Source organism: Aeromicrobium ginsengisoli, from assembly GCF_004134905.2.
In the GTDB taxonomy this organism is placed as follows: domain Bacteria; phylum Actinomycetota; class Actinomycetes; order Propionibacteriales; family Nocardioidaceae; genus Aeromicrobium; species Aeromicrobium ginsengisoli.
The window spans coordinates 123,429-146,719 of the sequence record NZ_SDPQ02000002.1 but is presented as its reverse complement, the minus strand read 5'-3'; the positions used below and the strand labels follow the sequence as shown (position 1 = coordinate 146,719).

The window sequence follows — 23,291 nt, the reverse complement described above, 5'->3', positions numbered from 1 at the left end:
CCGCCTGATTCGCTCGCTGGCGCTCGCTCATGCGACCACCAGCACTGTTGTCAGCGTGATCTGGGCGAGGGCGACCGGCACGAGGACCTTCCAGGCCAGCGAGTTGACCTGGTCCTCGCGGAGCCGGGGATAGGCGACGCGTGCCCAGATCACCAGGAACGCCACCGCCATGACCTTGACCAACGTCCACAGCCAGCCGATGTGATCGGAGAACGGCCCGGCCCACCCGCCGAGGAACAGCACCGTCGTGAGCGCCGAGAGCACGAGGATGCCGGCGTACTCGGCGAGCAGGAACATCGCAAAGCGCATGCCGCCGTACTCGGTCAGCGGTCCCATGACGAGCTCGGCGTCAGCGAGCGGCGCGTCGAAAGGCGGACGCTGCAGCTCGGCGAGCCCCGCCACGAAGAACACGATGAGCCCCGGCAGCTGGGTGATGAGCCACCACGGCTCCCACTGCTGGGCGATGCCGACGAGCGAGAGCGTGCCGGCGGCCATCGCGACGCTGGCCGCGGCGAGGACCATCGGCAGCTCGTACGACATGAGCTGGGCCGCGACCCGCATGCCGCCGATGTAGGAGTACTTGTTGCCGCTGCCGAGGCCGCCCATCAGCGTGCCGAGCACGCCGACGCTCATCGCCGCGAGCACGAAGAACAGGCCGAGGTCGAGGTCCTGGCCGATCAGGTTGCCCTGCCCGAAGAACGGCCCGAGCGGGATCGCCAGGAGCGCCACGAGGTAGGGCGCGAGCGCAACGGCCGGCGCGAGCTCGAAGACCCGGCGATCGGCGGCGACCGGGGTGATGCTCTCCTTCTGGACGAACTTCACGCCGTCGGCGAGGAGCTGCGCCCAGCCGTGGAACCCGCCGGCCGCCATCGGGCCGACCCGGCTCTGCATGTGCGCCATGGCCTTGTGCTCCATCTGGCCGATGACCAGCGGCAGCACCATGAAGACGGCCAGCACGAGGACGCAGCGCAGGACCACGTCGACGACGTCAGGCATCGGCGTCCCCTTCGGTCCTTGAGGTCTTGCCCGGACCCCAGTCCTCGGGATCGGGCACGCCTGGCGGCTTGATCCGGCGGCGGCCGGGTGAGTGCGTCGACTCGGCATCGCTCTCCCCCGGCTCCTTGGCTCCGGGCCACGGCTTGGCGACGCGCGACGCCAGCACGAACTCCTTGCGGAGCGGATGCCCCTCGAAGCCGTCCGGGAGGAGCAGCGGCTCCAACTCGAGGCCGAAGTCGATGCCGAACATCTCGTGCGTCTCGCGCTCGTGCCACGAAGCGCCTGCGTAGACATCGGCGATCGACGCCACCGCAGCGGCATCGCGGTCGAGGTACGTCACCATGAGCAGGTGGTCCAGGCCCCCGCCCCCTGAGCTCGTCGAAGGGACCCGCGCCACGTGCAGCACGAGCCGGAAGCCCTCGGGGTGCTCGTCGACGGCCGAGAGCCAGTCGAAGTAGGTGTAACCGTCGCGCTTGAGCTGCGCGACGGCGTCGTGCCACTCGGCTGCCTCGACGACGCGGTGCGGCGGGCCGAAGCCATTGTCCTCCAGCGTCACGAATCCCCCGGTTCCTGAGCCTGTCGAAGGGCCATGCGAGGGGACAGCAGCGAGGTGGCCGGGCGCTGGTAGCGGTCCGCGAGGTTCTCGCCGGCAATCTTATCCTGCAGCGTGACGATGCCGTTGAGCAGCGCCTCGGGACGCGGCGGGCAGCCGGGGACGTACACGTCGACGGGAATGATCTGGTCGACGCCCTTGGTGACGCAGTAGGAGTCCCAGTAGGGCCCGCCGGAGTTGGCGCACGAGCCGAAGCTGATGACGTACTTGGGCTCGGGCATCTGGTCGTAGAGCCGCTTGATCGCCGGCGCCATCTTGTCGGTCACGGTGCCCGACACGACCATCAGGTCGGCCTGACGCGGGCCGGGCGCGAACGGGATGACGCCGAGCCGGATGAAGTCGTGGCGCGACATCGACGTCGCGATGAACTCGATCGCGCAGCACGCGAGGCCGAAGTTGAAGACCCAGAGGGAGTACTTGCGACCCCAGTTGAGCAGGTAGCGCGCGGGCTTGGGCGCGTACGCCGATCCGGCTCCGAGCGTCGGCGGAGCAAGCGTCGGCATCGGCAGGTCGACCTGGCCGGGACGGTCTAGGTCCACGACAGCACTCCCTTGCGCCAGGCGTACGCGAGCCCCACGACGAGGATCCCGATGAAGATGCCCATCTCGACCGCGGCGGCCCGGCCGATGTCCTCGAGCACCACCGCCCAGGGGAACAGGAAGACCGCGTCGACCGCGAAGATCACGTAGAGGAACGCGTAGACGTAGTAGCGAACCGTCGACTGCGCCCAGCCTGCGCCGACCGGGTCGACGCCCGACTCGTACGTCAGCTGCTTCTCGCGGGCGGCGACCCGCGGACGCATCAGGCGGTTGACCCCGAGCATCCCTGCGGCGAGCACGATGCCGGCGAGGATGATGACGCCGACCGCCGTGTAGTCGTCGAGGTAGGCGTCCATGGGAACACTCTAGGGAAGATCGGTCCCGCGATGTCCGACCCCGCCGATTGGGTCGCCTGACGATGCGGACTCCGTGCGGGTCCACGGCCAGGTCAGGAGCGCCCACACGACCGCGACGATCGCGATCTCGAGCACGACGAACATCGGCCACGGCCCGAGGTAGTCCAGCAGCGAAGAGTTCTTGGGCAGCCGGTTGAGGTAGCCGTAGTTGGTGTCCGCGACGACGTTGAAGACGTACGCGCTGACGGCCCAGGCCAGCGTGATCGCGACGGTCTGCCGGTACGTGTGCCAGGTGGGCAGGATCCGCAGGCCGGGCACGAGGAACAGCGACGACCAGACGATCAGCAGGTGCATGCCCCAGAACATCAGGAACCGCGCCTCGGGGAACTCCGACGCGAGGTCGGGCGTCAGCATGCCCTGGGTCGTGAGCGTGATGCCCCACAGGTAGGTGATCGTCGCGCTGAGCCGGTTGCGGGTCCAGAGCGCATGCACGGCGAACATCCAGGCGAGGTCGCAGAGCTGGAACGGCAGCGAGGTCTGCAGGTTCCACTCGTCGGGCGTGAACTGCAGGATCTGCAGCGGCACCGTGACCGCGAGGATCGCGACCGCGAACGTACGCCGCACCGTCCGCTCCGCCGTCCCATCCAGGCGCCGACCGGCCAGCACGACCAGCACGGCGCCGACCGCGAAGATCGCGAGCACCGTCAGGTGTGACGGCCCGTACGTCTCGAAGCGATCGGCGGCCAGCATGCGATGACGCTAGCCGATCAGCGACGGCGTCAGCCCTGTGCGAGGAGCGACACGTGGTTCCACTGCTCCCAGGTCTCGAGCCGCCCCGCGTAGTCGGCCTTCGCGATGTCGAGGGGCGCCGCGCCGAAGAAGACCCGCAGCGGTGGTTCCTCCGCATCGACGACCTCGAGTATCGCCGCCGCCGAAGCCACGGGATCGCCGGGCGTGGCGTTGCGCTGGGCCCGCCACTGCTGGGTCTTGGCGCGCATCTCGTCGTACGCGGGATGGGTCTGGGAACGTGCGGCCGAGTCGCCCGCCCAGTCTGTCGTGAACCCGCCCGGCTCGATCAACGTGACGCGGATGCCGAAGTCGGCGACCTCCTGCGCCAGCGCCTGCGAGAAGCCTTCGAGCGCCCACTTCGAGGCGTGATAGATCCCGACCATGGGGAACGCTGAGATCCCGCCGATCGACGAGACCTGGACGATGTGCCCCGAGCCCTGCTCGCGCAGGAACGGCAGCGCCGCCTGGGTCACCCAGAGGGCGCCGAAGACATTGGTCTCGAGCTGCGCCCGGGCCTCGCTCTCGGTGATCTCCTCGATGAAGCCGAAGTGGCCGTAGCCGGCGTTGTTGACGACGACATCGAGCCGACCGAAGTGCTGGTGTGCGGCCGCGACGGCGGCGAAGTCGGCATCCCGGTCGTTGACGTCGAGGGCGATCGGCATGATCGCGTCGCCGTACGTGTCGACCAGGTCGTCGAGGCTGCTCGTGTCGCGCGCGGTGGCGGCGACGCGGTCGCCGCGGCCCAGGGCGGCCGCGGCCCACTCGCGCCCGAAGCCTCGCGAGGTGCCGGTGATGAACCAGGTCTTGCCGGTGAAAGTGCTGGTGCTGTCCATGCCTTCGACGGTATGACCTGGAGCGCACTCCAGCGCAAGCCGCGACCGCGGTGACTCAGGGCACACGCAGGAATGTGACGGCGAAGCCGGCGTCGTCGGTGAACGGCACCAGGTCCCACGTCGCGAAGCGTTGCTCGAGCTCGAGCCCGGCGATCGCGACGTCGGCGTCGAGCTGCTCGAGGCCGTAGCCCCGGTCGAGCGCGAAGCCCAGCACGATCCGGCCGTCCGTACGTAGATGGGCCCGCAGGCGGCGCAGCACCTCGGCCTCGGTGCCCGGCGCCACGAAGACCATGACGTTGCCGGCCACGACGGCGACGTCGAACGGCTCCTCGTCGAGGTCCAGCTCAGCCAGGTCAGCGACCAGCCAACGCGGCCCGGGATGGTCTTCGCGCGCGGCGGCGATCAGGACCGGATCCGCGTCGACCCCGACGACGGTGTGGCCGCGGTCGTGCAGGACGGCGCCGACCCGGCCGGGACCGCACCCTGCGTCGAGGATGCGTGAACCCGGCGCGGCGATCGCGTCGATCAAGCGCGCCTCGCCGCCGAGATCTGCACCCTCGGCGGCCATCGTGCGGAAGCGCTCGACGTACCACTCGGAGTGGCCGTCCTTCATGTCGGTGAACCAGCGCGGCGTCGTGCTCATGTGGTCATGGTGCACCGACGGTCAGACTTCGGCGAATTCCAGCCAACCTTTCGCGGCGATGCCAGCGTCGGGACGGGGCGGGCCGGGTCGGGCGTACCCTCATCTGGTGAACGACTCCAAGAGCGGTGTGGGCCTCGGAGTCGCCGCCTATCTCTGCTGGGGATTCTTCCCGCTCTACTGGCCGCTGCTCGACCCGGCGAGCTCGCTGGAGATCCTGGCGCATCGCTTCGTGTGGTCGATGGTCTTCGTGCTCGTCTCGATCACCGCGATGGGCAAGTGGTCGACGTTCATCGCGATCGCCCGCGACCGGCGGCTCATGGTGATCCTGACGTTCGCGTCGATCACGATCGCGCTCAACTGGGGCGGCTTCATCTACGGCGTCACCAACGGGCACGTCGTCGAGACCTCGCTGGGCTACTTCATCAACCCGCTCGTCACGGTGCTGCTCGGTGTGTTCGTGCTCAAGGAGACGCTGCGGCCGGCGCAGTGGGGTGCCATCGGCATCGGCGTCCTCGCGGTCGTCGTGCTGTCGATCGGTTACGGACGTCTGCCGTGGATCGCCTTGCTCGTGGCATTCTCGTTCGCGGCGTACGGGTTCCTCAAGAAGAAGGCCAACCTCGGCGCGTTCGAGGGCCTCGGCATGGAGACCGCGATCCTGTTCCCCGTCGCCGTGGCGTTCCTGGTCGTGCTGCAGCTCCGCGGCGACCTGACGTTCGGGCACGACGGCCCCGGCAATGCTGCGCTGCTGGTCGGCACGGGTGTGGTCACTGCGATCCCGCTCCTGCTGTTCGGGGCCGCGGCCACGCGCCTGACCCTGACGACGATCGGGATCCTGCAGTACCTCGGCCCGATCATCCAGTTCATCACGGGCCTGACGATCTTCGACGAGACGATGACGACCGAGCGGTGGATCGGCTTCATCCTGGTCTGGATCGCCCTCGTCATCTTCACGGTCGACGCGATCACGAGTCGACGCCGCCGCGTGGTCCCGACCGAAGTCGCCCCGATCTAGCTCGGGCTCAACCGAGGCGGGTGGCGACGGTGTCGCAGAGGGCTTGCAGAGCGGCGCGAGCCGGTACGTCGGGCAGCTTGGCGAGCAGGGCGCTTGCCGCATCGGCCTCGGCCTGGACATAGGTGCGGGCCTCGGTCATCGCCGGGTGCAGGCGCAGCAGCCGGATCGCCTCGTCGAGCTCGGAGTCGTCGGTCAACGGCTTGGCCAGCAGGGATCGCAGCCGCTCGCTCCCGGCGTCGGTCGACCGCAAGGCGATCAGGGTCGGCAGCGTCGGGACGCCCTCGCGCAGGTCGGTGCCGGGCGTCTTGCCCGAGTCGCCCGTCTCGCTGGCGATGTCGATGATGTCGTCGCTGAGCTGGAACGCCGCGCCGATCCGCTCGCCGAACTCGCTGAGCGTCTCCTGCACGTCGACCGAGGCGCCGGCCATCTTGGCGCCGAACAGGGCCGCCGTGGCGATCAGCGATCCGGTCTTGTCCGCGACGACCGACAAGTAGTGCGCGAGGGCGTCGTCATCCTCCGACGGGCCGAGGGTCTCGCGGATCTGGCCCTGCACGAGACGGGAGAACGTACGCGCCTGGATGCGCACGGCGTCGGGTCCCAGGTCGGACACCAGGTCGGAAGCCTGGGCGAAGAGGTAGTCGCCGACCAGGATCGCGACCGAGTTGTCCCAGCGCGCGTTGGCGCTGGGGGCGCCGCGGCGCTTGTCGGCCTCGTCCATCACGTCGTCGTGATAGAGGGTGGCCAGGTGCGTCAGCTCCACGACGACCGCGGAGCGCACGACGTCAGGGTTGGCGGACTCGCCGAACTCCGCGCTGAGCATCACCAGCAGGGGGCGGAAGCGCTTGCCGCCCGCATTGAGCAGGTGAGCAGCCGCCTCCGCGACGAACTTCTCCGGGCTGTCGACGGCGGCAGCGAGCTGCACCTCGACCTGCTCGACGCCCGCCAGGACGCGCGCCTCCAGGGTCGGGTCGGTGAACGAGACACCCAGACGGGACACGCGGAGCTCCTAGGGAATGGATCAGCGCACGAAGGCGCCTGCATGCTGAGCAAGATCCAGCAGCGGTCCCGGAATGATACCGAGTCCCAGGGTGGCGATCACAGCCACGGCGAGCACCGTGGTCGTCAGGACGCTCGGCACCGCGACCGTCGGGCCCTCGCCGACGGGGTCGGTGAAGAACATCAGCACGATGACCCGCACGTAGAAGTAGGCCGCCAGGGCGCTGACGAGCACACCGATCACGACGAGCCACCAGAAGCCACCCGACCACGCGGCGCTGAACACGGTCCACTTGCCGATGAAGCCACCCGTCAGCGGGATGCCGGCGAACGACAGCATGAACAGCGCGAACGAGCCCGCGAGCACCGGCGACGTCTTGCCGAGGCCGGCCCACTTCGAGAGGTGCGTCGTCTCGCCACCGGAGTCGCGTACGAGGGTCACGACCGCGAACGCGCCGATCGACGAGACGCCGTAGACCGTGAGGTAGAACAAGATGCTCGAGGTCGAGGTGATCCGCGACGAGTCCTGGCTGCCGGCGTACGCACCGACGAACCCGACGAGCAGGAAGCCAGCGTGGGCGATCGAGGAGTAGGCCAGCATGCGCTTGACGTCGGTCTGCGAGATCGAGACTACGGCGCCGAGGAACATCGTGATGATCGCGATCGCGACGATGATCGGTCGCCAGTCCCACGACGAACCGCCGAACGCCACGAAGAACACGCGGAGCAGCGCAAGGAAGGCCGCAGCCTTGGTGCCGGCCGCCATGAACGCCGTGACGGGCGTCGGCGCGCCTTGATAGACGTCCGGGGTCCAGGTGTGGAACGGCACCGCGCCGATCTTGAACAGCAGGCCGACCGCCATCAGGGCCGTGGCGGCGAGCAGCATGTTCTCGCCACCCGTGCGGTTGGTCACCGCGACATCGATGTCGGAGAGCCGGAAGCTGCCGGCGTAGCCGTACGTGAGGGCGATGCCGTAGAGGAAGAACACCGACGAGAACGCACCCAGCAGGAAGTACTTGAGCGCGGCCTCCTGGCTCATGAGCCGGCGACGACGGGCGAGGCCGCACAGCAGGTAGAGCGGCAGGCTCAGGACCTCGAGCGCGACGAACATCGTCAGCAGGTCGTTGGACGTCGCGAACAGCATCATGCCGACGAGCGCGAACAGCGCGAGCGGGAAGACCTCGGTGTGCTCGACGCGGTGCTTGATGGCCTCGGCCTCTGACGCCGAGCCCGGCGCATCGGCGGCCCGGCCGGTGAACCCGCTGAGCCCACCCTCCAGGCGGCGCTCGGCGAACAGCAGCATGCTCAGCAGGCCGAAGATCAGCAGGATGCCCCAGGCGAACACGCCCGGGCCGTCGACCGCCAAGGCACCCTCAGCAGCGACCTGGCCACGGGCGAGCCGGGAGCCGTCGAGCTTGTCGAGGTGCACGAACACCCAGATCGTGTCGGCGAACGCCGCCACGATGCCGAGCACGGCGATGCCGGCCTGTACGAGGAAGCGTGAGCTGCGGGGCCAGAAGGCCTCGACGATGACGCCGAGGACCGCGACGCCGGCGATGATGAAGACCGGAGCCAGCAGCGAGTACTCGATGTCCGGCGCGGAGATCGGGGGCAGGTCGGTCGCGGACGCGAACGTGGCGATCATTCGTGTCCTCCTTCCTGCGTGGCTGGGGCATCGATCTGGACGGGTGTCTTGGGCGCCGGGTCACCCTTGCCGACGTGGCTGATCACCTCGTCGATCGCAGGGTTGATGACGTTGAGCAGCGGCTGCGGGAAGAACCCGAGCCCGACGATCAGGATGATCGCAGGGGTCAACGACGCCATCTCCCGGTGGTCGAGGTCGCTCACGCCCTCGTTGCCGGCCTTGAGCGGTCCGGTCATGACGCGTTGGTACATGATCAGGATGTAGAGCGCCGCGAGCACGATGCCGAGCGTCGCGAACGCCGCCGCCGGGATCGATCTCGTGAACGTACCGGCGAGCACGAGGAACTCCGAGATGAACGGCGCGAGGCCCGGCAGCGACAGGCTCGAGAGGCCGGCCACGAGCAGGACGCCGGACATGATCGGGGCGATCTTCTGCACGCCGCCGAAGTCGGAGATCCGCGCCGAGCCACGTCTGGCGATCATCATGCCGGTGACGAGGAACAGCGCCGCGGTCGAGAGGCCGTGGTTGAACATGTAGAGCGTCGAGCCGGCAAGCGACGTCGTCGTGAACGCGAAGATGCCGAGGATGATGAAGCCGAAGTGCGACACCGACGTGAACGCGATGAGCCGGCGGATGTCGTCCTGGCCGATCGCGAGCAGCGCACCGTAGAGGATGCTGATGACCGCGAGCGTGATGACGACGGGGCTGGCCCAGTCCGATGCACCCGGGAACAGTCCGAGGCACCAGCGGATCATGCCGAACGTGCCGATCTTGTCGATCACGCTGACCATCAGCACCGAGGTCCCCGGCGTGGCCTGGCCTGCGGCGTCCGGCAGCCACGTGTGCAGCGGCCACAGGGGGGCCTTGATCGCGAACGCGGCCATGAACCCGAGGAACAGCAGCCGCTCGGTGTTGGTGCTGAAGTCGAGATTCTGCAGGTCGCTGAGCAGGAACGATGCCTGGCCCTGGCGGGCGCTGATGACGTACAGGCCGACGATCGAGGCCAGCATCAGCAGTCCGCCGACGAGGTTGTAGATCAAGAACTTGACCGCGGCGTACGACCGGTTGGGCCCGCCGAACGAGCCGATCAGGAAGTAGAGCGGGATCAGCGTCGCCTCGAACAGGACGTAGAACAAGAACGCGTCGGTCGCGGCGAACGCGCCGATCGCGAGGCCCTCGACCGCGAGCATCCAGGCGAAGTAGGCGTTGGTGCTCTTGGGATCGGGCAGCCGGTCGCCGAACGCCGCGAGGATCACGATCGGCGTCAGGATCGTGGTCAGCAGGATCAGCGTGATGCCGATGCCGTTGACGCCGAGCGAGTAGTAGGCCCCGAAGACCTTGATCCACTCGTGCTTCTCGGTCAGCTGGTAGCCGCCGGCGTCCTGGTCGAACCTGGCCATGACGACCAGCGACAGGACGAGCGTGATGAGCGAGACGCCGAGCGCGACGTACTTGGCCCGGTGATGCGGTGCGGGCTCACGGGGCAGGAGCGCGAGGAGCACCGCTCCCACGATCGGAGTCGCGGCGAGGATCGACAGGATCATGCGAGGGTCACCGCCAGGAGGGCAAGGACGAGGACGGCAACGCCGCCGAACATCGTGAGTGCGTACGAACGGACATAGCCGGTCTGCGGCTTGCGCAGGAACTGTGAGGTGTCACCGAGCCGGTCGGCGACGCCGGTGACGAAGCCGTCGACCCCCTTGCCGTCGAACCACACCAGGAACCGGGTGAGGTGACGTGTCGGGCGTACGACGATCGCGTCGTTGAGCTCGTTGCCGTAGAGCTCGTGGCGACCCGCACGCGCGAAGAACGACACCGAGCTGTCGGCGGGGGTCTCGGCGGCGATCGGCTCGCGCCGGTAGAACACCACCGCGGCGAAGACACCGATCGCGACGACGACCGTGATGATGAGCGTCAGGACGATCGCCGGGACCGCGAGCTCTTCGTGCTCGGCATGGCCCGTGAGCGGCTCGAGCCACTCGGTGATCCAGTTGCTCACCAGCAGCACGCCGCCGAGCGCGGACAGGACGGCGAGGCCGATCAGCGGCCAGGTCATGACCTTGGGCGACTCGTGCGGGTGCACGTCCTCGCGCCAGCGCTTCTCGGACAGGAACGTCATGATCATCAGGCGGGTCATGTAGAACGCCGTGACGCCGGCGCCCAGCAGTGCGCCGAGGCCGACCCAGAAGTTCTCGCCGAACGCCGCCTCGATGATCTTGTCCTTGGACCAGAACCCCGCGAACGGCGGCACGCCGATGATCGCGAGGTAACCGAGGCCGAACGTCGCGAACGTGATCGGCATGAACGTGCGAAGGCCGCCGTAGTGGCGCATCTCGACGTCGTCGTTCATGCCGTGCATGACCGATCCGGCGCCGAGGAACATGTTGGCCTTGAAGAAGCCGTGGGTGATGAGGTGGAAGATCGCGAACGCGTAACCGGCGGGGCCGAGGCCGGCGGCCAGCATCATGTAGCCGATCTGGCTCATCGTGGAGCCGGCGAGCGCCTTCTTGATGTCGTCCTTGGCGCAGCCGATCCAGGCGCCGGCGAGCAGCGTGACCAGGCCGACGACGATGACGGCCATACGAGCCGCCTCCGACGCGTCGAAGATGCCGTTGGAGCGTACGACGAGGTAGACGCCGGCGGTGACCATCGTCGCGGCGTGGATCAGGGCCGAGACCGGGGTCGGGCCCTCCATCGCGTCGAGCAGCCAGCTCTGCAGCGGGACCTGGGCGGACTTGCCGCACGCACCGAGCAGCAGGAGCAGGCCGAGCGCCGTGGCGACCGAGCCCGACGCGCTCGTGATGGCGCCGTTGACTGCGTGGATCGACGAGGTGCCGAACTCGGAGAACATCAGCATGATGCCGGTGGCCATGCCGAGGTCACCGACGCGGTTGACGACGAACGCCTTCTTGGCGGCCGCCGCGGCCGAGTCCTTGTGCTGCCAGAAGCCGATCAGCAGGTAGGACGCCAGGCCGACACCCTCCCAGCCGAGGAACAGCACGAGGTAGTCCGACGCGAGCACCAGCGTCAGCATCGCGGCGATGAAGATGTTGAGGAACGCGAAGAACCGGCGGCGCCGCTCGTCGTGCGCCATGTAGCCGATCGAGTAGACGTGGATCAGCGTGCCGACGCCCGTGATCAGCAGGACGAACAGGCCCGACAGCTGGTCGAACGTGAAGCCCATGTCGACGTGGAACGAGCCGGCGTCGATCCAGGTGAAGAGCTTGGTGGACTGGGACCGGTCCTCGCCGTCCTTGCCGAGCAGCGACGCGAACAGCACCACGCCGAACAGGAACGACAGCGCCGAGGCGGCCGTGCCGATGAGGTGACCGAAGCGGTCGCCCTCCTTGCCCCACACGAGCAGGCCGAGACCGCTGGCCAGCGGGATGGCGATCAGCAGCCATTGGAGATCGAACATCGTGGTCCCCCTAGGACTTCAAGAGGCTCGCCTCGTCGACCGAGGCCGAACGACGCGCGCGATAGATGGACACGATGATCGACAGGCCCACGACGACCTCGGCGGCCGCGACGACCATGACGAAGAACGCCGCCACCTGCCCGTCGAGGTTGCCGTTCTGCCGCGAGAAGCTGACGAACGCGAGGTTGGTCGCGTTGAGCATGAGCTCGATGCACATGAAGACGACGATCGCGTTGCGACGCACGAGGACGCCGACCGAGCCGATCGTGAACAGGATGAGCGACAGCGTGATGTACTCGTTCACTTCTCGCCTCCGAACAACTCGTCGGACGGCTGCTCGTCGCCGACCTGCTCGACGAGCTTGTCGATGTCGTCCTCGAACCCCTGACGCACCTGGCCGCGACCCACGATGCTGTCGGAGACCGAGTTCTCGAGCGGGGAGCCGTCAGGCAGTAGAGCCGGGGTGTCGACCGCGTTGTGCCGGGCGAAGACGCCGGGCGCCGGCAACGGGCCGGGGTGGCGGCCGGACTCGGCGTACTCGCGCATGCGACGGGCGGCGATGTCGGCCTGCGAGTGGCGTACGGTCAGGCGCTCCTTGTGGGCCAGCACCATCGCGCCCAGCGCCGCAGTGATCAGTAGAGCGCTGGTGAACTCGAACGCCAGGACGTACTTGCCGAACAAGAGCTCGCTGAGCCCGTACGGATTGCCGTTGCCGTTGGCGGCCTTGAGTCCCACGACGGCGCCGGAGACGGTCTGGCCGATCGCGAGCACGACGGTGATGCCGAAGATCAGCCCGATGATGCCGGCAGCGAGGCGCTGGCCACCGATCGTCTCCTTGACCGCGTCGGACGAGTCGACGCCGACCAGCATCAGGACGAACAGGAACAGCATCATGATCGCGCCGGTGTAGACGATGATCTGCACCGCGAACAGGAACGGTGCGCCCTGTGCGGCGTAGAGCACCGCGAGGCTGATCATCACGACGGCCAGGCAGAGGGCGGCGTGGACGGCCTTGCGGGCGAAGACGAGACCCAACGCGGCGATCACCATGATCGGCGCGAGGAACCAGAACGCGGTCACACGGCACCCCCCGGTTCACCGGCGGGGTTGACCTCGGCGTTCATGGCCGAGTCGATCGGGAAGATCGGCAGCGACTTGCCGCGGTAGTAGTCCTGGTGGTCGTCGCTGATCATCATCTCGTGCGGCGGCTCGACCATGCCGGGCAGCAGCGGGGCGAGGAGATCGTTCTTCTCGTAGATCAGGTCGGCGCGGTTGTTGTCGGCGAGCTCGTACTCGTTGGTCATCGTCAGTGCGCGTGTCGGGCACGCCTCGATGCACAGCCCGCAGAGGATGCAGCGCAGGTAGTTGATCTGGTAGACGCGACCGTAGCGCTCACCAGGGCTGTGCCGGTCGCCCTCGGTGTTGGAGGCGCCCTCGACGTAGATCGCGTCGGCGGGGCAGGCCCAGGCGCACAGCTCGCAGCCGATGCACTTCTCGAGGCCGTCGGGCCAGCGGTTGAGCTGGTGCCGGCCGTGGAACCGCGGCGCCGTCGGCACCTTCTCGAACGGGTACTGCTGCGTCACGGTCTTGCGGAACATCGTCCGGAACGTCACGCCGAATCCGGCGATCGGGTCCCAGAGCGTCTCACGTATGGGGTTGCTCATGTCGTCACCTCGACTGCAAAGGCACGGTATCGAGGCAACGACATGATCGCTGCCACATGATTCGTTCGCTGGCGCTCACTCATCTGGCATTCCTCGTGGGGGGCTCGGTGATGGGCGGTACGGGGTAGCCGCCGGCGAAGGCGTCGACCTCGTCGGGCTCCGGCTCTGGCTCGGGTTCCTTCTTCTCCGGGATCAGGAACGTCAACAGGACGAGCACACCGGCAACACCCGCGACGATGAGCAACGTCGGTCCGCCGAGCATGTCCTCGCTCTTGAGCTTGCGGATGAACGCGACCGCGACGATCCAGGCCAGCGCGACCGGGATGAGGATCTTCCAGCCGAAGCTCATGAACTGGTCGTAGCGCATGCGCGGCAGGGTGCCGCGGAGCCAGACGAAGATGAAGATGAAGAACAGCGTCTTGCCGAAGAACCACAGCAGCGGCCAGTAGCCCTCGTTGGCGCCTTCCCAGACGTGCGAGATGCCGAACGGTGCGCGCCAGCCGCCGAGGAACATCGTCGTGGCCAGCGCCGAGACGGTGACCATGTTGACGTACTCGGCGAGGAAGAACAGCGCGAACTTCAGCGAGGAGTACTCGGTGTGGAAGCCGCCCACGAGCTCGCCCTCAGCCTCGGGGAGGTCGAAGGGGGCGCGGTTGGTCTCGCCGATCATCGCGATGACGTAGATGACGAACGACGGGAAGAGTGGCACGAAGTACCACATGCTGTGCTGCGCCGACACGATCTCCGACGTCGACATCGAGCCGGCATACATGAAGACCGAGACGAGCGACAGGCCCATCGCGACCTCGTACGAGATCATCTGGGCGCTCGAGCGCAGACCGCCGAGCAGGGCGTAGATCGAGCCCGACGACCAGCCAGCGAGCACGATGCCGTAGACCCCGATCGAGGTCACGGCGAGGATGTAGAGCACCGCGACCGGCAGGTCGGTGAGCTGCAGCATCGTCTTCTGGTCGGTGAACGGGATCGTGACCTCGGGGCCGAACGGGATGACCGCCCAGGCCAGGAACGCCGGGATCGTGGCGAGGATCGGCGCCAGGACGTAGACGACCTTGTCGGCCGCCTTGACGACGAGATCCTCCTTGAACGCGAGCTTGACGCCGTCGGCGAGGCTCTGCAGCAGGCCGAACGGGCCGTGCACGTTGGGGCCGATGCGGTGCTGCATCTTGGCGACGACGCGGCGCTCGAACCAGATGTTGAACAGCGTGTAGACGACCAGCACGATGAAGATCAGGACGGACTTGAGCAGGACGACCCAGAACGGGTCGTGACCGAACAGCGGGTTCATGCCGTCACCTGCCCGTCGGTCGAGCCTGACGAAAGCGTCACGTGATCGGCATAGCCCACGCCCAGGGCGGCGCGCAGGCTGGCGCCGGAGTTGGCCGGGGCCCAGACGACACCGTCGGGCAGCTCGGCGACCTCGGTCGGGAAGCTGACGATGCCGGCGTCGGTCGACAGCGTCGCCATGCCGCCGGGGTCGACGTCGAACGCCTTGAGCGTGGCCGCGCTGGCCCGCAGGACCGCCGGACGGGCGGTCGCCTTGAGCTCGAGCTGGCCGTCCTGGCCACGCCCGTCGTCGATCATGAGGCGCCACGTGTCGAGCACGACGGCCCGCTTGGGTGCGGCCGTCGTGTCGGGCCCGACCGTCGGCACCGGCACCCGCGCGCCGTCCCACGGACCCAGCTCGACCATGGCGGCGCGCGCCTGGGCGACCGTGCGGAAGCCGAGCGGCTGGCCCAGCTCCTCGGCGAGACCCGCGAGGATGCGGATGTCGGTCAGCGAGTTGGGCTCGTGGAGCACGGCGTCGAACGTACGGACGCGGCCCTCCCAGTTGACGAAGCTGCCGGGCTTCTCGACGACCGGCGCGACGGGCAGCACGACGTCGGCAACCTCGGTGACCTCGCTCTCGCGGACCTCGAGGCTCACGATGAACTCGGCCTTGGCGAGCGCCCTGCGGGCCGCAGCCGGGTCGGGCAGGTCCGTGATCTCGACGCCGCCGATCAGCAGCGCGTGGACCGTGCCGAGACGGGTGTCCTCGAAGATCTCGGTCGTGTTGCGACCCCGTCGTGCGGGCACCGTGCGGACGCCCCACGCGGCGGCGAGATCCGTACGCGCTTCGACGTCGTCGAGCGGGCGGCCACCGGGCAGCAGGTCGGGCAGGCAACCGGCCTCGATCGCACCACGCTCACCGGCCCGTCGTGGGACCCAGGCGATGCGGGCCTTGGCTTTGTCCGCGGCGGCCACGAGGGCGCTGAACCCGCCGGGAACGGACGCGAGCCGCTCACCCGCCAGGAAGATCGCATCCTGGCCGAGCTCGAGCGCAGCCAGCGCGACGGGCTCCTGGCCCGGGACGGTCTGGACGAGCTCGCCGTTCATCTTGCGGAGGCCCCGCGTCGCGTGGCTCGCGATCGCGACGACCTTGACACCGGACCGGGACGCCTTGCGGAGACGCAGGAAGATGCTGCCGTTCTCGTCCTCGGGCTCGAGGCCGACGAGGACCACGGTCGACGCCTTCTCGAGGTCGCCGAACGTGACGTCGAGCGACGTCGTGGCGACGCGGGAGGCGAGGAACTGCGCCTCCTCCTCCGAGTGCGCCCGGGCACGGAAGTCGATGTCGTTGGTGCGCAGGACGGTGCGCGCGAACTTGCTGTAGGCGAACGCGTCCTCGGAGGTCAGGCGACCACCGGGCAGCACGCCGACCTTGCCCTCGGCAGCAGCGAGGCCCTTGGCGGCGACGGCCAGCGCGGCCGGCCACGAGGCGGGCTCGAGCTGCTCGGTCTCGGGATTGCGTACGAGCGGGGTCGTGATGCGATCGCCGGCCGTCGCGTAGGAGAACGCGAAGCGGTCCTTGTCGGTGATCCACTCCTCGTTGACCTCGGGGTCGTCACCGGCGAGCCGACGCATGACGCGGCCGCGACGGTGGTCGACGCGGATCGCGGAGCCGCTCGAGTCGTGCTCGGCGATCGACGGGGTCGAGACGAGGTCGAAGGGCCGGGCGCGGAAGCGGTAGTCGGCGCTGGTCAGCGCGCCGACAGGGCAGATCTGGATCGTGTTGCCGGAGAAGTAGGAGTTGAACGGCTCCTCCTCGTAGATGCCGACCTGCTGCTGCGAACCACGCTCGACCAGCGCGATGAACGGATCACCGGCGATCTGCTCGGAGAACCGCGTGCACCGGGCGCACAGGACGCAGCGCTCGCGGTCGAGCAGAACCTGCTCGGAGACCTTGATGGGCTTGGGGAACGTGCGCTTGACCTCGGTGAAGCGCGTCTCGCCCTGGCCGTGCGTCATCGACTGGTTCTGCAACGGGCACTCACCACCCTTGTCGCACACGGGGCAGTCGAGCGGGTGGTTGATCAGCAGGAACTCCATGTTGCCGCGCTGCGCCTTCTCGGCGACGGGCGACGTGACCTGCGTCTTGACGACCATGCCGGCCGCGACCTCGATCGTGCACGATGCCTGCGGCTTGGGGAAGCCACGTCCGTTGCCGGCATCGGTGATCTCGACGAGGCACTGGCGGCAGGCGCCGACCGGGTCGAGCAGCGGGTGGTCGCAGAAGCGCGGGATCTCGGTGCCGATGAGCTCGGCGGCGCGGATCACGAGCGTGCCCTTGGGCACGCTGACCTCGACGTCGTCGATCGTCAGCGTGACGAGCTCGACCGGCGCTGTGCCGGTTGAGCCTGTCGAAACCTCGTCGACTGTCATCACTTGCCTCCGACGGTCTGGGGGGCGAACAGGGTCGAGGCGGCCGGCGGGAACAGCTCGCGCGACGGCGTGTGCAGGCCGGACTCGAACTCGCTGCGGAAGTGCTGGATCGCCGAGGTGATCGGGCTCGTCGCACCGTCACCGAGGGCGCAGAACGAGCGGCCCAGGATGTTCTCGCAGAGGTCGAGCAGCAGCTCGATGTCGCCGTCCTTGCCCTGTCCTTCGTCGAGGCGCTGCAGGGTCTGGACGAGCCACCACGTGCCCTCACGGCACGGCGTGCACTTGCCGCACGACTCGTGCTTGTAGAACTCGGTCCACCGCAGCACGCAACGTACGACCGAGGTCGTCTGGTCGAAGACCTGGAGCGCCTTGGTGCCCAGCATCGAGCCGGCTGCCCCGACGCCCTCGTAGTCGAGCGGGATGTCGAGGTGCTCGGCTGTCAGGATCGGGGTCGACGAGCCGCCGGGGGTCCAGAACTTGAGCTCGCTGCCCGGGCGCATGCCGCCGCCGAGGTCGAGCAGCTCGCGCAGCGTGATGCCGAGCGGCGCTTCGTACTGGCCGGGGCGGGCGACGTGGCCCGAGAGTGAGTAGAGCGTGTAGCCCTTGGACTTCTCGGTGCCCATCGAGCCGAACCAGTCGATGCCGTTCTTGACGATCGACGGCACCGAGGCGATCGACTCGACGTTGTTGACGACGGTCGGCGAGGCGTAGAGCCCCTCGACTGCCGGGAACGGCGGACGGAGTCGGGGCTGGCCGCGGCGACCCTCGAGCGAGTCGAGGAGCGCGGTCTCCTCGCCGCAGATGTAGGCGCCGGCGCCGGCGTGGATGATCAGCTCGACGTCGATGCCCGAGCCGAGGATGTCGGTGCCGAGGTAGCCGGCCTCCTTGGCCTCGCGGGCAGCGGCGCGCAGCCGGCGGACGACGTGCAGGACCTCACCGCGTACGTAGATGAACGCGGTCTTGGCGCGGATCGCGTGGGCCGCGATGATGACGCCCTCGATCAGCGTGTGGGGCGTCGCCATCATGAGCGGGATGTCCTTGCAGGTGCCCGGCTCCGACTCGTCGGCGTTGACCACGAGGTACTTGGGCTTGGGGTTGTCCTGCGGGATGAAGCTCCACTTCATGCCGGTCGGGAAGCCCGCCCCGCCACGGCCGCGGAGGCCGGAGTCCTTGACCATCGCGATGACGTCGTCGGGCGCCATCTTGAGCGCGGTCTCGAGCGCGGAATAGCCGCCGGCCTGCTTGTAGGCCTTGAGGGTCCACGCGCGATCCGTGCCCCAGTCGGCGCTGAGCACGGGTGTGAGGGTGTCAGTCATCCTCGCCCTCCTTGGCAGTGTCGGCGGGAGATTCCTCGAGCTTGGTCTCGGACTCGGCGCGCGACGTGTCGGCCTGCTCGGCCGCACCGGTCTTGGTGTCAGCAGTAGCGTCAGCACCACCGGTTGAGCCTGTCGAAACCTTGGCCTCGTCGACCGACGGAGCGGTCCAACCCCGCTCGGCGGCGATCTCGAGGCCGGCGAGCGACGGTCCGGCAGCAGCAGGTCCCTCGTCGACGAGCCCGTCCTCGAACCCGGCGAGCACGCGCTCGGCCTCGCGCCACGACGTGATCGTCGCGCCGCGCGTGGCCTGCACCGTCTCGCCGGCGCGCAGCTTGTCGACAAGCTCGACGGCGGAGTCGGGGGTCTGGTTGTCGAAGAACTCCCAGTTGACCATCATGACCGGCGCGAAGTCGCACGCCGCGTTGCACTCGATGTGCTCGAGGGTGACCTTGCCGTCCTCGGTCGTCTCGTCGTTGCCGACGTCGAGGTGGCCCTTGAGTCGCTCGAAGATCAGGTCGCCACCCATCACGGCGCACAGGGTGTTGGTGCAGACGCCGACGTGGTGCTCGCCCATGGGACGGCGCTTGTACATCGTGTAGAACGTCGCGACGCCCGAGACCTCGGCGGCGCTGATGCCGAGGATCTCGGCGCAGATCTCGATGCCCTCGTTCGTGACGTTGCCCTCGACGGACTGGATCAGGTGGAGCATCGGCAGCAGACCTGACCGCGCTTCGGGATATCTCGCCGCGATCTCTTTGAGCTCGCCGATCGTGGAAGGTGACAACGAACGTTCCTGACCCATCATCGATCAACGCCTCCCATGACGGGGTCGATGCTGGCGATCGCCACGATCACGTCGGACAGCATGCCGCCCTCGCTCATGACCGACGTGCCCTGCAGGTTGACGAACGACGGATCGCGGAAGTGGGCGCGATAGGGCCGGGTGCCGCCGTCGGAGACGACGTGGCAACCGATCTCGCCGCGTGGCGCCTCGACGCTCGCGTAGGCCTGGCCGGCCGGCACGCGAAAGCCCTCGGTGACGATCTTGAAGTGGTGGATCAGCGCTTCCATCGACTCGCCCATGATGTGCTTGATGTGCTCGGCGGAGTTGCCCTGACCGTCGGACCCGACGCTGAGCTGCGATGGCCAGGCGATCTTCTTGTCGGCGACCATGACGGGCTGGCCCTCCATCGCGGCGAGCCGCTCGGTGGCCTGCTCGACGATCTTGATGGACTCCCACATCTCGTCGAGGCGTACGCGGAACCGGCCGTAGGCGTCCGGCTCGTCACGGGTCACGACGTCGAAGTCGTACGTCTCGTAGCCCCAGTAGGGCTGCTTCTTGCGCAGGTCCCAGTCGTAGCCGGTCGCGCGCAGGATCGGGCCCGTGAGACCGAGGGCGAGACAGCCGGAGAGGTCGAGGTGCCCGACGCCCTTGAGCCGGCCCTTGAAGATCGGGTTGGCATTGCACAGTGCGGCGTACTCGGGCAGCCGCTTCTTGAGCAGCCGGACCGTGGACCGCAGCTTCTCGATGCCGCCTGCGGGCATGTCCTGCGCGACGCCGCCGGGGCGGATGAACGCGTGGTTCATGCGCAGGCCCGTGATCATCTCGAACAGGTCGAGGATCAGCTCGCGGTCACGGAACCCGCAGGTCATGACCGTCAGGGCGCCGATCTCCATGCCGCCGGTGGCGAGCGCGACGAGGTGCGACGACACCCGGTTGAGCTCGAGCAGCAGGACGCGCATGACCTGCGCCTTCTCGGGCGCCTCGATCCCCAGCAGCTTCTCGACCGCCATGACGTAGGCGGCCTCGTTGGAGAACGGGGCGACGTAGTCCATGCGGGTGCAGAACGTCACGCCCTGCGTCCAGGTGCGGTACTCCATGTTCTTCTCGATGCCGGTGTGCAGGTAGCCGACGCCGGCACGGGCATCGCGTACGGTCTCGCCGTCGATCTCGAGGATCAGGCGAAGCACGCCGTGGGTCGACGGGTGTTGCGGGCCCATGTTGATGACGAGGTGGTCACCCTCGACCGCCGAGGCGTCGATCGTGTCCCAGTCCTGGCCGGTGACGGTGAAGACCGGGCCCTCGGCCGAGTCGGTCGTGCTGGCGTACGGATCGGTCGTCGCGGTCATGAGTAGCTCCTCCGCTGGTCCGGTGGTGCAATCGTGCCGCCCTTGTACTCGACGGGGATGCCGCCCAACGGATAATCCTTGCGCTGGGGGTGGCCGGGCCAGTCGTCGGGCATCAGGATGCGGGCGAGGGCGGGGTGGCCGTCGAAGATGATGCCGAACATGTCCCAGGTCTCCCGTTCCTGCCAGTCGGCGGTCGGGTAGATGCTGACGACGCTCGGGATGTGCGGATCGTCGTCGGGAGCCACGACCTCGAGCCGGATGCGGCGGTTGTGGGTCATCGAGAGCAGGTGGTAGGCGACGTGCAGCTCGCGCCCGGTCTCGTGAGGGAAGTGCACGCCCGAGACGCTGGAGCAGAACTCGAAGCGCAGCACCGGGTCGTTGCGCAGGTGAGTCACGGTCTCGAGCAGCTTGTGCCGGCGGATGAAGAACGTGATCTCGCCCCGGTCGACGATGACCTTCTCGATCGCCTGGTCGAGCTCACCGATCGTGGCGATCTGGTCGGCGACCTCGTCGAACCAGCCGCCATAGGGTCGCTGGCTCGCGCCGGGCATCATGACCGGCCGGGTCAGGCCGCCGAAGCCCGACGTGTCACCCGTGCCGTGGATGCCGAAGGCCCCTTCGCGGACCTCGACGATCTCGAGCTCGACGGCGTCGCTCTTGACGAGCTCGGCCTGGGTCTCGTGCGAGCCGTCCTGGGTCTTGGTGCCCTGGTCCCGCTCGTCCTTGTTGCCCTTTGCGTCAACCATCTACCTCATCAAGCCCTTCATCGCCGAGGTCGGCGTGGCGAGGAGGGCGACCTTCTCGTCCTGCTTGATCTCGTTGAGGCGGTTGACGCCGAGCTTCTCGTGCTGGATCTGGTCGTGCAGCTTGAGGATCGCGTCGATCAGCATCTCGGGGCGGGGCGGGCAGCCCGGCAGGTACATGTCGACCGGGACGATGTGGTCAACGCCCTGGACGATCGCGTAGTTGTTGAACATGCCGCCCGAGCTGGCGCAGACGCCCATCGCGAGGACGTACTTGGGACCGGCCATCTGGTCGTAGATCTGGCGGACGACGGGGGCCATCTTGTTGCTGACGCGACCGGCGACGATCATCAGGTCGGCCTGGCGCGGCGAGGGACGGAAGACCTCCATGCCGAAGCGGGCCGAGTCGAAGCGCGGGGCCCCGAACGTCATCATCTCGATCGCGCAGCACGCGAGGCCGAACGTGGCGGGCCAGAACGAGGCCTTGCGCATGTAGCCGGCGAGCCCCTCGACAGTCGAGAGCAGAACTCCACTCGGCAGCTTCTCTTCAATTCCCACGTCGGCCACTCCTCGTTTCGTCGTGCGCCTGCGTCGTCGCTCGAGGGGCGTGCCCGACGCGGGGCCCCGAACGTGCTGTGCTGAATTGGTCCTTCGCTTCGCTCAGTCCCATTCGAGGCCTCCACGGCGCCATACGTAGGCATAGGCGATGAACACCGTCAGCATGAAGATGAACATCTCGATCAGGCCGAACCACCCGAGCGCGTCGAACGCGACGGCGAACGGGTAGAGAAAGATGATCTCGATGTCGAAGACGATGAACAGCATCGCGATGATGAAGTAGCGGATCGAGACCTTGCCGCCGCCCTCGGGCAGCGGGCTCGGCTCGATGCCCGACTCGTAGCGGTCGAGCTTGGCGCGGTTGTAGCGCTTGGGCCCGGTCAGCGGGGCGATCGCGACGCTGCCGATGGCGAATGCAGCCGCAATGGCTCCGAGCACGATGATCGGCGTGTAAGCCGTCACGGCACCTCCCAGGCGTCAACCGACAGAGCAAGAGCTGTGTGTGTTCGTGCGCTTGTGAATCGCTTCACAACGTGATCACGGTCTCACCCTACGCCCGGGATTTCGGCAGTGTCACTTAGGTCACACTAAGTAACAACGTCCCGCTGCGGCCGGCCTGGGAGTCAGGGGCGGAACGAGTGGTGCAGGGCGACGATGCCGCCCGACAGGTTGTGCCACTCGACCTTGCCCCAGCCCGCCTCGACCATGCGGAGCGCGAGGCCCTTCTGGTCGGGCCACTCGCGGATCGACTCGGCGAGATAGACGTACGACTCAGGGTTGGACGAGACCTTGCGGGCGATCGTGGGCAGGGCGCGCATGAGGTAGTTGGTGTAGACCGCGTCGAACGGCCCCCACGTCGGCGTGCTGAACTCGCAGACCACGATGCGGCCGCCCGGCTTGGTGACCCGGAAGAGCTCGCGGAGCCCCGCGATCGGGTCGACGATGTTGCGCAGCCCGAACGAGATCGTGACGGCGTCGAACGTCTCGTCGCCGAACGGCAACCGCATGCCGTCACCGGCGGTGAACGCCAGCTGCGGGCGCTCGCGCTTGCCGACCTCGAGCATGCCGATCGAGAAGTCACACGGCACGACCGTCGCGCCGGCGTCGGCGAACGGCTGGCTCGACGTGCCGGTGCCTGCGGCCAGGTCGAGGATCGTCTCGCCGGGCTGCGGGGCGACGAGCTCGACGACCCGCTTGCGCCAGCGACGGTCCTGTCCGAGAGACAGGACGTCATTGGTCAGGTCATACTTCTCGGCGACCCCATCGAACATCTTCGCGACGTCGTGGGGTTCCTTGTCCAGACCGGCTCGGCTCACCTTC

24 protein-coding genes are annotated in these 23,291 nt (G+C 68.0%); 1 reads left to right on the top strand and 23 read right to left on the bottom strand.

Going from position 1 to position 23,291, the window contains the following annotated elements:
• Nucleotides 1–27: 27 nt before the first annotated feature.
• Genes ESP70_RS07460 through ESP70_RS07430 form a run of 7 tightly spaced genes read right to left on the bottom strand, consistent with a single transcriptional unit; the run spans nt 28 to nt 4,769 of the window.
• Complete coding sequence (locus ESP70_RS07460) at nt 28–996, bottom strand: complex I subunit 1/NuoH family protein (RefSeq protein ID WP_149688713.1); 969 nt, start codon at nt 994–996, stop codon at nt 28–30.
• Nucleotides 989–1,552, bottom strand: coding sequence for an NADH-quinone oxidoreductase subunit C (locus tag ESP70_RS07455; RefSeq protein WP_149688712.1), 564 nt, complete (start codon nt 1,550–1,552; stop codon nt 989–991). Before ESP70_RS07455 ends, ESP70_RS07460 begins: the two co-directional genes overlap by 8 nt.
• The gene (locus ESP70_RS07450) at nt 1,549–2,148 is read right to left on the bottom strand and encodes an NADH-quinone oxidoreductase subunit B (protein ID WP_425458388.1); all 600 of its coding nucleotides are present in this window, start codon (nt 2,146–2,148) and stop codon (nt 1,549–1,551) included. The genes ESP70_RS07455 and ESP70_RS07450 overlap by 4 nt, the downstream gene beginning before the upstream one ends.
• On the bottom strand, nt 2,139–2,504 hold the full coding sequence (locus ESP70_RS07445; RefSeq protein ID WP_149688711.1) for an NADH-quinone oxidoreductase subunit A: 366 nt from the start codon (nt 2,502–2,504) through the stop codon (nt 2,139–2,141). Before ESP70_RS07445 ends, ESP70_RS07450 begins: the two co-directional genes overlap by 10 nt.
• A gap of 9 nt (nt 2,505–2,513) precedes the next feature.
• A complete protein-coding gene (locus tag ESP70_RS07440) occupies nt 2,514–3,254 on the bottom strand; it encodes a YwaF family protein (RefSeq protein ID WP_149688710.1) in 741 nt (246 codons plus the stop codon).
• Between the two features lie 29 nt (nt 3,255–3,283).
• A complete protein-coding gene (locus ESP70_RS07435) occupies nt 3,284–4,126 on the bottom strand; it encodes an SDR family oxidoreductase (RefSeq protein ID WP_149688709.1) in 843 nt (280 codons plus the stop codon).
• A gap of 55 nt (nt 4,127–4,181) precedes the next feature.
• Entirely contained in the window at nt 4,182–4,769 is a 588-nt protein-coding gene (locus tag ESP70_RS07430) for a class I SAM-dependent methyltransferase (RefSeq protein ID WP_149688708.1), read from the bottom strand.
• A 106-nt stretch (nt 4,770–4,875) separates the two neighbouring features.
• Between ESP70_RS07430 and rarD the strand changes: the two genes are divergently transcribed.
• Complete coding sequence (gene rarD / locus ESP70_RS07425) at nt 4,876–5,781, top strand: EamA family transporter RarD (protein WP_246161958.1); 906 nt, start codon at nt 4,876–4,878, stop codon at nt 5,779–5,781.
• A 7-nt stretch (nt 5,782–5,788) separates the two neighbouring features.
• Here rarD and ESP70_RS07420 read toward each other — a convergent pair whose 3' ends face one another.
• The 16 genes from ESP70_RS07420 to ESP70_RS07345 form a co-directional block, all read right to left on the bottom strand.
• A complete protein-coding gene (locus ESP70_RS07420; RefSeq protein WP_149688706.1) occupies nt 5,789–6,778 on the bottom strand; it encodes a polyprenyl synthetase family protein in 990 nt (329 codons plus the stop codon).
• Between the two features lie 21 nt (nt 6,779–6,799).
• Nucleotides 6,800–8,422 (bottom strand): NADH-quinone oxidoreductase subunit NuoN, encoded by a 1,623-nt coding sequence (gene nuoN, locus ESP70_RS07415; RefSeq protein ID WP_149688705.1) that lies wholly within the window; start codon nt 8,420–8,422, stop codon nt 6,800–6,802.
• Nucleotides 8,419–9,966: an NADH-quinone oxidoreductase subunit M gene (locus tag ESP70_RS07410; RefSeq protein WP_149688704.1), complete on the bottom strand. Its 1,548-nt coding sequence runs from the start codon at nt 9,964–9,966 to the stop codon at nt 8,419–8,421. The genes nuoN and ESP70_RS07410 overlap by 4 nt, the downstream gene beginning before the upstream one ends.
• Nucleotides 9,963–11,840: an NADH-quinone oxidoreductase subunit L gene (nuoL, locus tag ESP70_RS07405; RefSeq protein ID WP_149688703.1), complete on the bottom strand. Its 1,878-nt coding sequence runs from the start codon at nt 11,838–11,840 to the stop codon at nt 9,963–9,965. Before nuoL ends, ESP70_RS07410 begins: the two co-directional genes overlap by 4 nt.
• 10 nt (nt 11,841–11,850) lie before the next feature.
• Nucleotides 11,851–12,144 (bottom strand): NADH-quinone oxidoreductase subunit NuoK, encoded by a 294-nt coding sequence (nuoK, locus tag ESP70_RS07400; RefSeq protein ID WP_056209744.1) that lies wholly within the window; start codon nt 12,142–12,144, stop codon nt 11,851–11,853.
• Complete coding sequence (locus tag ESP70_RS07395; protein ID WP_149688702.1) at nt 12,141–12,920, bottom strand: NADH-quinone oxidoreductase subunit J; 780 nt, start codon at nt 12,918–12,920, stop codon at nt 12,141–12,143. Before ESP70_RS07395 ends, nuoK begins: the two co-directional genes overlap by 4 nt.
• On the bottom strand, nt 12,917–13,504 hold the full coding sequence (gene nuoI / locus ESP70_RS07390; protein WP_149688701.1) for an NADH-quinone oxidoreductase subunit NuoI: 588 nt from the start codon (nt 13,502–13,504) through the stop codon (nt 12,917–12,919). Before nuoI ends, ESP70_RS07395 begins: the two co-directional genes overlap by 4 nt.
• Before the next feature lie 79 nt (nt 13,505–13,583).
• A complete protein-coding gene (gene nuoH, locus ESP70_RS07385) occupies nt 13,584–14,810 on the bottom strand; it encodes an NADH-quinone oxidoreductase subunit NuoH (protein ID WP_149688700.1) in 1,227 nt (408 codons plus the stop codon).
• On the bottom strand, nt 14,807–17,224 hold the full coding sequence (locus tag ESP70_RS07380) for an NADH-quinone oxidoreductase subunit G (protein WP_149688699.1): 2,418 nt from the start codon (nt 17,222–17,224) through the stop codon (nt 14,807–14,809). The genes nuoH and ESP70_RS07380 overlap by 4 nt, the downstream gene beginning before the upstream one ends.
• Complete coding sequence (gene nuoF, locus ESP70_RS07375; protein ID WP_149688698.1) at nt 17,224–18,540, bottom strand: NADH-quinone oxidoreductase subunit NuoF; 1,317 nt, start codon at nt 18,538–18,540, stop codon at nt 17,224–17,226. The genes ESP70_RS07380 and nuoF overlap by 1 nt, the downstream gene beginning before the upstream one ends.
• Entirely contained in the window at nt 18,533–19,345 is an 813-nt protein-coding gene (gene nuoE, locus ESP70_RS07370) for an NADH-quinone oxidoreductase subunit NuoE (protein WP_149688697.1), read from the bottom strand. The genes nuoF and nuoE overlap by 8 nt, the downstream gene beginning before the upstream one ends.
• The gene (locus ESP70_RS07365; RefSeq protein WP_149688696.1) at nt 19,342–20,670 is read right to left on the bottom strand and encodes an NADH-quinone oxidoreductase subunit D; all 1,329 of its coding nucleotides are present in this window, start codon (nt 20,668–20,670) and stop codon (nt 19,342–19,344) included. Before ESP70_RS07365 ends, nuoE begins: the two co-directional genes overlap by 4 nt.
• Nucleotides 20,667–21,416, bottom strand: coding sequence for an NADH-quinone oxidoreductase subunit C (locus ESP70_RS07360; protein WP_149688695.1), 750 nt, complete (start codon nt 21,414–21,416; stop codon nt 20,667–20,669). The genes ESP70_RS07365 and ESP70_RS07360 overlap by 4 nt, the downstream gene beginning before the upstream one ends.
• Nucleotides 21,417–21,971 carry a NuoB/complex I 20 kDa subunit family protein gene (locus ESP70_RS07355; protein ID WP_149688694.1) on the bottom strand — a complete coding sequence of 185 codons (555 nt, stop codon included), beginning with the start codon at nt 21,969–21,971 and terminating at the stop codon, nt 21,417–21,419. It lies immediately after the preceding gene.
• Nucleotides 21,972–22,073: 102 nt separating this feature from the next.
• Nucleotides 22,074–22,433: an NADH-quinone oxidoreductase subunit A gene (locus ESP70_RS07350; RefSeq protein WP_056209772.1), complete on the bottom strand. Its 360-nt coding sequence runs from the start codon at nt 22,431–22,433 to the stop codon at nt 22,074–22,076.
• Nucleotides 22,434–22,594: 161 nt separating this feature from the next.
• Nucleotides 22,595–23,287, bottom strand: a complete 693-nt coding sequence (locus ESP70_RS07345) for a demethylmenaquinone methyltransferase (protein ID WP_149688693.1) — start codon at nt 23,285–23,287, stop codon at nt 22,595–22,597.
• Between the last annotated feature and the right edge of the window lie 4 nt (nt 23,288–23,291).